Below are 12,716 nucleotides of genomic sequence, written 5' to 3'. Positions count from 1 at the left end.
ATTACTCCTATTTACATACACCACAGCGTTTACAACCTGCTGCACATGGAGGTGTATATGCTTCATCAAGGGATCTTTGCCATTCCATTTCAAGATAGCCCTCCTGCATCCCCATGTCTAAATGGCTCCACGGCAAGAATTCATCAAAACTGCGTTCGCGATAATTCATATCGTCCATATCCAGGCCAGCCGCCTTCATTTCGGACTTAAAAGATTTACTGCCCCGATCGGCTGCACATGCTGCAATAACAGCACCTAAACGACGATCTCCACGAGCGAGAACTCCTTGAATGTACGCCTCTTTAGGAGACTCTACGAGAACTTCGATGCGGCGATTCTTTTGCAATGCTTTCTTTATATATTGTAATTTTTTCTCCACCGTTTTTTGATTATCCATGGCCATCCATTGAAATGGTGTAAAAGGCTTAGGAATAAACGGATTAATACTGAGCGTCAAACGACCTTTACAGCCTACCTCAGCCATATGAGCCTGTGTTCTCTCCGCAAGACCTACAATAGCCTCAATATCTTCATCGGTTTCCGTTGGCAGTCCAATCATTATATACAAGCGCATATGCTGAATACCTGACTTTGCAGATAAAGTGGCTGCATTTTGTAAATGCTCTTCACTGATACCCTTGTTAATGACGCGACGCAACCGTTCACTACCCGTTTCTGGTGCAATGGTAATCGTCTTTTGTCCACTATCTGCTAGTCCATCCACCACGGCTTGTGTTAACGAGTCAGCACGCAAGGATGCACAAGAGTAACGCATATCTTTAGAGCGAATATAATTAACTAGCTCATCTACCTCAGGATAATCCGAAATAGCAGCGCCCATGAGGCCTACCTTTTTACCTAGCTTTTCTGCGCGCTCTACGCCTTCTTTCAAAATGTCTAAAGGACGTACACGAGGTACGCGGAAACAATACCCAGCCATACAGAATCGGCAATGACGACCACATCCACGGGCTACTTCGATGATATACATAGCACCAAACTCAGTATAATTCGTAGCCACTACCGTTTCACCACCGCTAGTAAGCATTTCAAAGTGACGTTTAATCCTCTTAGGTACGCCCTCTGTAATATCATAGCCTTTGAATTTACCGTCCTCGCTATAGATGGGTACATATAAGGACGGTACGTACACACCTGATACATCCGCTAACTGACGTAAAATAGCATGGCGATCTAGACCCTCCATTTTCCCATCTCGAATGATATCTAGGACGCGACTAACGATGCCTTCCCCTTCACCGATAATGAAAGCATCAATAAAATCAGCAAAAGGCTCTGGATTAAAGGTCGCACAAGGGCCACCAGCTATAACAATAGGGTCAAACTCGGTGCGGTCTTTCCCCATAATAGGTACACGACCATGGCGCAACATCAATGGAATATGGAAATAATCCATTTCAAAGGTGACATCAAAGGCCACTACATCAAATTGATGCATAGGCCGCTGTGTTTCAATACTCATGAGTGGAGTCTTAGTCTTATCGTAAGCTTCCAATTCCTTTTTCTCAGGCAAGAAAATACGTTCACATACGCTATCATTTCGTAAGTTAATTTCCTCATAAATAATATGAAGCCCAAGATTACTCATACCTACAAAATATGTATTTGGATAGACGATAGCTACCTTTTGCTCCGCATGAGGATTTACAGTTACGCGGCTATCTTCATCTTTATATAATTCTTGTAATCGATCAATTAAATCTTTACGATTCACTAATTTCCTTTCTATATAAGCCCACTACGAATAGTGGGCTTAATAAAAACTAAATACTATGTATCTATTATTAAAATGTTAATAGATTTATACGTTTCATATTCCAAGCTATATATTAAAGCTTTAATTTGCTCTTAGTCTTATTTTTTATAGAGCTTACTAAATTAGGTCTCTCTCTTTTATCATAAGGATATACAACAACTTTTCCATCTTTATATTCTGCAATATATATATCCTTAACAGAGTATCCTTGAGCTTGGATTTCTTGTTCAAGCCACTCTCTATCTTTTTCAATTACATCGAGGGTAAACTGATTAATTTGACCATCATCGATAAGATCAAATCGGATATTATCTTCACCGAATTGAACCACGTTGAGCTGACCGTTTTGCTCCAATACGGCACGCTTAACATCCGTAACATATTGAACACCGGCAGCACGAAGTTTTAATTTAAGTTCAGCCGCTTGTATACCATAACGCATACATTCTTCTGTTAGAATATGACCTTTTTCGATTACTATAACTGGATGACCATCAAGAATTGCTTTAAAAATACGAAGATTCCCTTTTAAAAACTTAAGAGTCATTACGAGGATAGTCCATAAAATAAGGACTAACATAAATTGTAAAATACCAATTTGATCATTGTAAATAATGGCACCGATAATACCACCAAGTACGTAGTTTTGCAGTTGATCTAAGGCAGAGGTTGGGGCTAAATTGCCCTTACCCATTAAATTGATTTGTAAAATAATCGCCAAGAGACCGATGGCGAGTTTTGCAAAGACCATCCCATAGACGGCCATAGCTTCTGTCATATGTGGTCCTCCTTATTGTAATGCATCCTCTTTATCGTGAATTCGATCTATAGGGCTTACCTTATAAACACGTGTAATAGTATAGGTTGAAAATTCTGGATTAAATTGAACCTCATAGTAAGCGTCACTTACTTTTAAAATCATACCATTACGAATCTTTAAGGAGTTAACCGCCAATTGGTCGCTCGGTACGGAACGATCTGAACTAAAAGAATGTAAAAATTGAGCCATACGAGAGGAGTCCTCAGAATAGGTTTTCATCCGATTATACTCTTGGTATTCAAGCCCTAAGAAGAACACTACGATTAAAGACAATATAATCATCAGGTCACGATAGCGACTAGTAAAACCATTTCGCAATACTTGTACTCCCAAAATGAGTAATGCTAACAGAACAGCTACAATTATAATAAAGCCCCAAGTTTGACCTATTACAGCCTGACTTTCAACATAGGCTAATGTGTAAAAATCCATGCTACACTCCTTTCAAATATTACTTTTTATTATACCATATTTGATTCCAATATTTTCGATGTAATCGTCAAGATGGCCCAAAATAATGTAAGAAAAGATAAAAAATAGTGACCCCTTACGGGGTCGCTTTTAATAAGCATATAATCTCACAAAAGATTACCTAAGTAATACTCTTATTTTAACCAGCTCATCAAGTTGCGAAGTTCTGCGCCAACTGGTTCAATTGGATGATTAGCAGCTGCTTCACGATGTTCTTTAAGGAATTTTTGACCATTTTTAGAATCTGCTAAGAATTCATCAGCAAATTTACCAGATTGAATATCCGCCAAGATTTGTTCCATAGCTTTTTTAGTATCTGCAGTGATTACGCGAGGACCTGCATGGTAATCGCCGTATTCAGCAGTGTTGGAGATGGAGTGGCGCATTTTTTGGAAGCCACCTTCGTAGATAAGGTCTACGATTAATTTCATTTCATGCAAGCATTCGAAGTAAGCGTTAACAGGTTCATAACCAGCTTCAGTTAATACTTCAAAGCCAGTTTTGATCAACTCAGTAACACCACCACACAATACAGCTTGTTCACCAAAGAGGTCAGTTTCAGTTTCGGATTTGAAGTTAGTTTCCAAAATACCAGAACGGCCACCACCGATACCAGATGCCCATGCTAATGCCACTTCTTCAGTATCGCCAGATGGGTCTTTTTCTACAGCGTACAAACAAGGAACGCCAGAACCTTCTTGGTATGTACGACGAACTAAATGACCAGGACCTTTAGGAGCTACCATGAATACATTGATGTCTTCACGAGGTACGATTTTACCAAAGTGAATGTTAAAGCCATGAGCAAATGCCAAGTACGCACCTTGTTTCAAGTTTGGAGCAATATCTTGTGCATATACGTCTGCTTGCAATTCGTCTGGAATCAATACCATAACGATATCAGCGCCTTTAACGGCTTCTGCAGTTTCTTTTACTGTAAGACCTGCTTCTTCAGCCGCTTTCCAGCTAGAAGAACCACCGCGAAGACCAATTGTTACGTCCATACCATTTTCTTTCAAGTTCAATGCATGAGCATGACCTTGGGAACCGTAACCTAACACTGTAATTTTTTTGCCTTCCAATTTGCTTAAATTACAATCTGCATCATAATAAACTGTAGTACCTAAAATTTTACCTGCCATATTAGACAACCTCCAAACATATTCAATAGAATATAGATTATATATACTGTACACAATCTAACAAATTTTTGCAAGATGTGGCGTACATTAATTTAGTATCAGTAAGCCGAGTTTTAAGCCTCTGATAAAAAAATTTGATAACTAGCGAACCATCACCCATGGACGATCATCTTTCCATACAACTTGTACGGAAAGTCCAAAGACATCAGATAAAATATCATCAGTTAGTACCTTGTGTTTAGGACCTGCATGAATCATCTTACCCTCTCGCAAGATAGCTACATGAGTAATAAACGATAGTATCTCTTCAATTTGATGTGACACATAGATAATCGGTGTCTGCTGCTCAGCTACCAAAGTGGATACGGTGCGTAAAAACTGCTCCCTCGCTGGTAAGTCCAAACCAGAGCAAGGCTCATCCAAAATCAATAATTCTGGATTTGCCATAATAGACCTCGCTAACAATACCCGGCGCTGTTCGCCAGCAGATAAGGTGCGAAAACGATGACCTTCCAAATAGTCTAGTCCAAATTCAGATAATAATTGCATACCTCGTTGGCGCACCTCAGGTGCTACCTCTTGGTATATACCAATACTACTAAATGCACCAGAAATAACGATATCTTCAACGACTTGTTTATCCAAGGTTGACTGAAATTGTCCAAGCGCAGAGCTAACAAATCCTAATCTAGCCTTGATTTTGGGCCACGCATATTTACCAAATTCCTTGCCAAACACACGTAAAGTACCCGTTGTGGGAATTTGATAAGCAGGTATCATGCTGAGCAGCGTCGATTTACCAGCCCCATTAAGCCCTAATAAAGCCCAATGTTCACCGTCCTCTATATGCCAATTTACATTATCTAAAATAGGTCTACCATCACGGCGAAAGCAGACATTTTCATAATGGAGTAATTCACGCCCCACGTTATCAACTCCTACATTTTTTCTCCGCGGCTCATAGCGGTGATACCTGTTTTGGCAATTTCAAGAATACCATAAGTTTCCATAATTTGAATGAAGCCACGTAATTTTTCTACACTGCCAATGACTTCAATGATCATAGATGTAGGAGAAATATCTAACACATTACCACGATATACATCGGCAATCTGTACAATTTGTGATCTTGTAGAAGCAGATGCTTTTACCTTGATAAGCATTAACTCACGGCATACCACATCATGATCTTCAAACACTTTAACCTTAACAACATCGATAAGCTTGTAGATTTGCTTTTGCACTTGATCGAGAATTCGGTCATCGGCCTCTACAGTAATAGTAATACGTGCATAACCTGGCTGATTTGTAATGCCAGATGTCATTTTTGTAACGTTAAAGCCACGACGGTTAAAGAGTGCCAAGATACGTGTACCAATACCCTGTGCATTTTTTGCAATGATTAAGACTTGATGTTCTTTCGCCATTATAGCACCCCTTTCTTCCCCATCATACCGCTTATCGTGCCGCCTGCTGGAATCATTGGTAATACATTATCCTCTCGTTCAACGCGACAATCCAAGACAATGCTTTCATCCGATGTAATGTATGATTTAAATTCTTTATTGAAAGTTTCAACATTATCTAGACGAGCTGCTTTCAAGTCAAATGCATCTGCGAGTTTCAAGAAGTTCGGACTCACTTCTAAGTCCACATAGGAATAGCGTCTATTATTGAATATTTCTTGCCATTGACGAACCATACCAAGATAGCCATTATTAATAATAACAATCTTAATTGGCAAATTATATTGGCGCACCATCATGAGCTCTTCACAAGTCATCTGGAATCCACCATCACCGACAACGAGGATAACTTGTTTCTTAGGCGCCCCTACTTGAGCACCGATAGCCGCCGGCAAGCCATACCCCATGGTACCCGCACCGCCAGAGGTAACGATAGTATGAGGTTTTTTATGAGTTAAGAATTGAGCCGCCCACATTTGATGTTGGCCTACATCACTTACGATTATGGCATCATCCTTGGCAATTTTATTAAGCTCAGATAACACATATTGTGCATGCAATACACCATTTTTAGACTCAGGTATCACCATAGGGTATTCCGCTTGCCATTCTCGGATTTGCTCAAGCCACGCTTCATGCGTTGTAGGTTCTACAAGAGCATTAAGCTCCGTTAATACCTGTTTTAAATCCCCTACGATAGGCACATTGATTGTAACATTCTTATCAATTTCAGCTGGGTCAATATCGATATGGATGATTTTAGCTTTTTTACAGAAGAAGTCTGGATGGCCTGTGATGCGGTCATGGAAACGAATCCCTGCAGCAATCACGAGATCAGCCTCATCTGTACTATTATTAGCTGCAACAGAACCGTGCATACCAACCATACCAAGGGCCAATTCGTGATCTCCCGGGAAGCCACCAAGGCCAACTAATGTATTCGTCACTGGGATTTGAGCCTTTTCAGCTAATTCTTTAAGCTCATCCATAGCACCAGACTTCAATACGCCTGCCCCAGCAATAATAAGTGGACGCTTTGCATTTTTGATGAGAGTAGCTGCTTTTTTGATTTGACCTTGATGACCTTTATAGGTTGGATCATAGCCTTCAAGATGAATAGGTACTTCGTACAATTTGTTGTATTCCGCCATGGATATTTTTTCGGTTTGAATATCCTTCGGAATATCAATGAGTACAGGGCCTGGACGACCTGTGCCAGCAATAAAGTACGCCTCTTTAATGATGCGAGGCAAATCATGAATATCTTGAACAAGATAGTTATGCTTGGTTATAGGCATCGTAATGCCTTGGATATCCGCCTCTTGAAAGGAGTCCTTACCGATAAAAGGGCGACCAACCTGACCAGTAATGGCCACCATAGGTACGGAGTCCATGTACGCAGTCATAATACCTGTTACAAGATTCGTTGCGCCAGGACCAGACGTAGCAAGACATACACCTACGCGACCAGATACGCGAGCATAGCCATCTGCCGCATGAGCTGCACCTTGTTCATGACGGACGAAGTAATGTTTAATTTCAGGGAAGCTATAAATTTCATCATAAATTGGGATTACTGCGCCACCTGGATAACCGAACATATCGGTTACGCCTAAGCGATGCAATGTTTCAAGGACAATGCGTGCCCCATTGATTGTTTCTGCGCTCATAGGAACCCTTTCAACCAGCTATTCAGACAATATTTCGCTGGAATTTAAACGTTTAATAATGTAACCATTATGTTTGAAAGTATCAATAATGTGTTGGATATGCTCTTCACCATTTGTTTCTACCGTTACTTGCAATTCCACTTCATGGAAACGGTCAAGGTTTTTGAACTGATTATGGTCGAGTTTAATAACATTTGCATCTGCATCCGCCAGCATTTGAGATACCGCAACCAATTGACCTGGTTTATCAGGAAGATTAACGGAGAAGGTAAAGATACGACCACGCAATACGAGACCTTTATTAATCATGGACGATATAGTAAGTACGTCGATATTACCACCGCTGACGATAGCTACCACCTTTTTGTCGCGGCACTCTAATTTCTTAAGACCAGCGAGTGGTAAAATACCAGAATTTTCGGCTACTAACTTATGTTTTTCAACAAGCAATAAAAATGCTTCCATCAATTCATAATCAGAAACGGTAATAATTTCATCTACATATTGCTTGATATATTCTAATGTAGTTTCTCCAATTTGACGTACTGCCGTACCATCTGCAATCGTCGCCACTTCATCGAGAGGTACAGGATGATCAGCCTTTAAGGCAGCTAGGGCACTCGCTGCACCTTCTGGTTCTACACCGATAATCTTAACGCGGGGATTTTTTAATTTCGCAGCAGCCGCAATACCAGATACGATACCACCGCCCCCAACAGGAACGAGCAAAATATCCGCATCAGGCAATTCATCAAGAACTTCAAGGGCAATCGTACCTTGCCCTTCTATTACATCTTCATCATTAAACGGATGAACGAACACATAACCGTGTTCTTTTTGCAACTCCATCGCCTTTTGATAGGCTTCGTCATAAATCTCGCCAAATAGTACAACATCTGCACCATATTGTTTTGTAGCATTCACCTTGATAAGAGGTGTATGTTTCGGCATGACAATAGTCGCTTTAATGCCAAGACGTTTCGCAGCAAGGGCCACGCCTTGTGCATGATTACCGGCAGACGCAGCGATAACACCGCGCGCCTTTTCTTCTTCTGTTAGTTTTGCAATTTTATTATAGGCTCCACGAACCTTAAATGAGCCTGTTATTTGCAAGTTTTCTGGCTTGATGTATACATCATTGCCACACTCGTCAGAAAACACATCACTATGAAGTAACTTCGTTTTCACAGTGATTGTGCTCAAGCGCTCACGAGCCTCCATAAAATCATATAACTTATACATATACACGGTCTCCTCTAGTTAGTATTAAATGAAAGTCGAGTATTAGTCTTCAAATACTTCGATAGCACCTTGTGCAGCAGAGGATACGTGAAGAGCGTATTTTTTAAGATATCCAGTTACATTGGATTTGAATGGTTTCAATGCAGCTTTACGACGAGCGATTTCATCATCAGATACAGCTAGTTCCAATTTACCGTTTGGAATATCGATGTTGATAATATCACCATCTTCAACGATAGCAATGGTACCGCCTGCAGCTGCTTCTGGAGATACATGTCCTATGGATGCACCACGAGTCGCACCAGAGAAGCGTCCATCTGTCAACAAAGCTACATCTTTATCTAGACCCATACCAGCAATCATAGATGTTGGGGTCAACATTTCACGCATACCAGGACCACCTTTAGGGCCTTCGTAGCGGATAACTACAACATCACCTTTTACGATTTTACCGCCCGTAATAGCTTCAACCGCTTCTTCTTCGCTGTTGAATACCTTTGCTGGACCAGAGTGAACAAGCATATCTGCATCTACGGCACCGGCTTTTACAACGGAACCATCTACAGCAAGGTTACCTTTGAGAACCGCGATACCACCAGTTTCATGTACTGGATTATCCCATGGATGGATAACATCTTCATCCACAACATGAGCGGCCGCTGCAATTTCACCTTGTGTTTTAAGAGCAACAGTTTTGCAATCTGTATGAAGGCGACCATTTTCTGCTAAACGTTTCAACACGGCAGATACACCACCTGCAGCGTACAAGTCTTCAATGAAGTATACGCCAGATGGAGATAATTTAGATAATTGAGGTGTAGTTTGGGCGATGCGATCGAAATCGTCTAAGGATAATGGTACACCTGCTTCGTGAGCAATAGCCGGTAAATGAAGCGCTGTATTAGAGGAGCCACCCAAAGCCATATCAAGAGCTACCGCATTTTCAAAGGCTTCACGAGTCATAATATCTTTAGGGCGAAGGTTTGCTTTTAATACCTCTACCGCTTGCATACCCGCTAATTTTGCTAAGCGCAAACGTTCAGAATATACCGCTGGAATTGTACCATTTCCTGGAAGACCCATACCGAGAGCTTCTGTTAAACAGTTCATTGTATTTGCCGTATACATACCAGAGCAAGAGCCACATGTAGGACATGCCGTATTTTCGATATCAGCTAACTCAGCATCATCCATTTCACCAGTTTGATGTTTGCCTACGGCCTCGAATACGTCGGACAAACCAATTTTTTTACCTTTATGTACACCAGCAAGCATAGCCCCACCAGATACGAATACAGATGGGATATTAAGGCGCGCAGCTGCAATCAACATGCCTGGCACTACCTTATCACAGTTTGGAATGAATACCATCGCATCGAATGGTGTAGCCATAGCAGTAGCTTCGATGGAATCTGCAATGATATTACGTGTAACTAAGGAGTATTTCATGCCGATATGGTTCATTGCCAAACCATCGCAAATACCGATAGTATTGAACTCGATTGGCACACCACCTGCGTTGCGGATACCGTCTTTTACGGCTTGTACAATATTTTTCAGGCCTACGTGACCAGGGATAATTTCATTGAAAGAATTGGCAATACCGATGACTGGTCTACCCATTTCTTCATCAACAAAACCTAGAGCTTTTAGTAAAGATCTGTGTGGTGCACGTGCTACGCCTGTTTTCAAATTGTCACTTCTACAACTCATGTTAATCTCCTCACTTTTGAAAGCATCCACTTGGACAGCTTTCACGACGCATAAAAAAAGACGATTCCAATGAATCGTCTTAAAAGTTTACAAATGATATTCCTTTTGTTTACAGAATTCCTATATACATAAATAATCCTATGTACCCCTTGGAAAATATACACATAAGAAACAAACCATATAGTCAAATCTTATTGATTGTATATTAAACCATTCGCGGAACTTCTAAGACAAAAACGTGTTAAGTTGTTGTTCATAATTCGAATGTCATTAATAATCACGACTAGCGCAATAATCAATAAGCTAATGACTAAACCTAACATGTTTCCTCCTAAAATATTCTGTAATAATAATCACGGAATAATAATAACACGTTATATTATCCCGCGCAAGATAATTCACAATAAATTCTATAGATTCATCATAGTTTTTTTATGAAGTTCACCATACCCAAAAACTATAGCAAACCTAGTAAGGTATAAAAAATATAGATATAACAAGAAAAATCCCTCACCGTAGTGAGGGATTGAATATATTATAAAATACCAAAGAGCCACATGCCAAAAGTGCCGCCCCAGAAATGAATGAGGAAGCTCACCACGGAAATGGCAAGACCTACGCGCCACCATGTACCTTGTGGCACATAGCCAGCACCGAAGAAGATTGGTGTTACACCTGAACTATAATGAGTCAATGTACAGCCAGGACTGTTCATCAAACCAAAGAGCAATATCGTAAACGGAATAGGAGCCCCCATCGCCACTAAAATGGCTGCAAAGGCGGAGAATAAAGCTGTAATACGCGCCGTACCACTGGCAAAGAAATACTGAGAGTACACAAAGGTAGCGGAAATGATAAAGGATGCCCAGAACCAGTCAAAGCCAGCTAAATGTTGACTTACAAAGTCTGCAAACACAGCAACTACACCGAGTTTACCAAGCAGCCCAGCCATGCCCACAAGCGTACCCATCCAGATAAGGATATCCCAACCGGTACGTTCACCCAAAATATCCTCCCAAGTAAGAGAGCCAGTCACAACACACGCCAGAACCCCCATCATCGCTACTACTGTAGGATGAAGCTTAGTCCAAATTGCTGTAGCCCAAAGCAAGATGCAAAGTACAAAGATAATAGCAACAGAAATTTCAGCCTTCGTAATAGGTCCAAGAGCATCTAGTTCTTTTTGAGCCATTACAGCAGCCTCTGGTGTTTCCTTGATTTCTGGTGGATAGATTTTATAGATAAACCAAGGCATCAAAATCATACAAATCACACCAGGAATGACACCTGCTTGGAACCATTCCCACCAAGATATATCATAGCCAAACAGTTTAGCACCTAAAGACGTAATAAGCAAATTACCGCTACATGCGGTCAAGAAGATCGTCACAGTAATAGTGTTAATAGTATGTGCCGTCGTCATCAAGTACGCCCCAATGCGGCGGGCCGTATTACCATAAGGTTCAGAACCAAAAGCTAAGGAAATATTTTGTACAATGGGGAATACAATACCACCTCCACGCGCCGTATTAGATGGTGTAGCTGGAGAAATAATCAAGTCCGTACAAGCCAACGCATAGGCAAGCTTTAATGAGCTTGTGCCAAAAGAGCGAATCAAGGTGTACGCAATACGCTTACCAAGGCCAGAATTAATAATACCTCGTGAAAAGAATACGGCCGCTACGATAAGCCACACATTCGCCTCTGCATAGCCACCTAGAGCCTGTACCATAGTGATGGAATTAGTGGCTACGGCTACAACAATACCAAAAAGCGCCATAATACCCGTTGGCCAGGGACGTAAGATAAAGCCCACAATAGTAGCCGTAAAGATAGCTAATAAATGCCAACCTTCAGGCTTGATTGCCTCTGTATGAGGTAAAAACCAAATAACGAGGCCCACTAAAACGGTAAGGGCCGCTCGTGTAAAAGTATTCATAGAACCTCCATCAGGCTTAACAACTTTCCAAGAATTCTTTGATTTTAGGATTTGCTCGTAACATTTCCATCTCTTCAGGGGATAATAATTTTACCTTATCTCGATCTTGATTTACCAAGCAAAGAAAACCAATATAATCGCCCTTATTAGCACGGAACTGATGAATTGTTTTGCCTGGAATTTCGATAAAATCACCAGTTTCTACATCGTGGATTTCATCGCCCAATAAGACTTGCCCCTTGCCGCGAAATATCATAACCATATGCGTATGATCGTGATACTCCAAGGTAGAATATCCCCCTGGCAAACATTCAAAATAGCGGAATTGACACGGAATATCATAAGCACCATCATATAATACTTGACGTGTTACATCTTTAAAAGGACTACCATCTTGTTTATATACCAAGGTTTCAATACCATTCCACTTAAAATTTTTAGCATCAAACTTACGTATCATCGTATTACCTCTTTAA

General features: G+C 40.8%; 11 protein-coding genes. All 11 read right to left on the bottom strand.

What is annotated here, in order from left to right; genetic code table 11:
* Positions 1-7: 7 nt before the first annotated feature.
* A complete protein-coding gene (locus KH286_RS07940) occupies positions 8-1,735 on the bottom strand; it encodes a TIGR03960 family B12-binding radical SAM protein (protein WP_278617809.1) in 1,728 nt (575 codons plus the stop codon).
* 115 nt (positions 1,736-1,850) lie between these two features.
* Positions 1,851-2,555: a DUF421 domain-containing protein gene (locus KH286_RS07935; protein ID WP_278617808.1), complete on the bottom strand. Its 705-nt coding sequence runs from the start codon at positions 2,553-2,555 to the stop codon at positions 1,851-1,853.
* Between the two features lie 12 nt (positions 2,556-2,567).
* A complete protein-coding gene (locus KH286_RS07930) occupies positions 2,568-3,029 on the bottom strand; it encodes a DUF3290 family protein (protein WP_008602566.1) in 462 nt (153 codons plus the stop codon).
* A gap of 173 nt (positions 3,030-3,202) precedes the next feature.
* Positions 3,203-4,210 (bottom strand): ketol-acid reductoisomerase, encoded by a 1,008-nt coding sequence (gene ilvC / locus KH286_RS07925; RefSeq protein ID WP_004695212.1) that lies wholly within the window; start codon positions 4,208-4,210, stop codon positions 3,203-3,205.
* Between the two features lie 141 nt (positions 4,211-4,351).
* Entirely contained in the window at positions 4,352-5,137 is a 786-nt protein-coding gene (locus KH286_RS07920) for an ABC transporter ATP-binding protein (RefSeq protein WP_008714969.1), read from the bottom strand.
* 11 nt (positions 5,138-5,148) lie between these two features.
* Positions 5,149-5,637, bottom strand: coding sequence for an acetolactate synthase small subunit (gene ilvN / locus KH286_RS07915; RefSeq protein WP_278617807.1), 489 nt, complete (start codon positions 5,635-5,637; stop codon positions 5,149-5,151).
* Complete coding sequence (gene ilvB / locus KH286_RS07910) at positions 5,637-7,346, bottom strand: biosynthetic-type acetolactate synthase large subunit (protein ID WP_038125703.1); 1,710 nt, start codon at positions 7,344-7,346, stop codon at positions 5,637-5,639. The genes ilvN and ilvB overlap by 1 nt, the downstream gene beginning before the upstream one ends.
* Before the next feature lie 18 nt (positions 7,347-7,364).
* Complete coding sequence (gene ilvA, locus KH286_RS07905) at positions 7,365-8,588, bottom strand: threonine ammonia-lyase (RefSeq protein WP_004696872.1); 1,224 nt, start codon at positions 8,586-8,588, stop codon at positions 7,365-7,367.
* A 42-nt stretch (positions 8,589-8,630) separates the two neighbouring features.
* Positions 8,631-10,301 (bottom strand): dihydroxy-acid dehydratase, encoded by a 1,671-nt coding sequence (gene ilvD, locus KH286_RS07900; protein ID WP_278451808.1) that lies wholly within the window; start codon positions 10,299-10,301, stop codon positions 8,631-8,633.
* A 535-nt stretch (positions 10,302-10,836) separates the two neighbouring features.
* A complete protein-coding gene (locus KH286_RS07895) occupies positions 10,837-12,240 on the bottom strand; it encodes a DASS family sodium-coupled anion symporter (protein WP_008602554.1) in 1,404 nt (467 codons plus the stop codon).
* 16 nt (positions 12,241-12,256) lie between these two features.
* Positions 12,257-12,700 carry a cupin domain-containing protein gene (locus KH286_RS07890; protein ID WP_278451807.1) on the bottom strand — a complete coding sequence of 148 codons (444 nt, stop codon included), beginning with the start codon at positions 12,698-12,700 and terminating at the stop codon, positions 12,257-12,259.
* Positions 12,701-12,716: the final 16 nt, after the last annotated feature.

It is taken from the genome of Veillonella parvula, assembly GCF_018378075.1.
GTDB classification, from domain to species: Bacteria; Bacillota; Negativicutes; order Veillonellales; family Veillonellaceae; genus Veillonella; species Veillonella parvula_K.
This window is presented reverse-complemented; position numbering and strand designations above follow the sequence as displayed.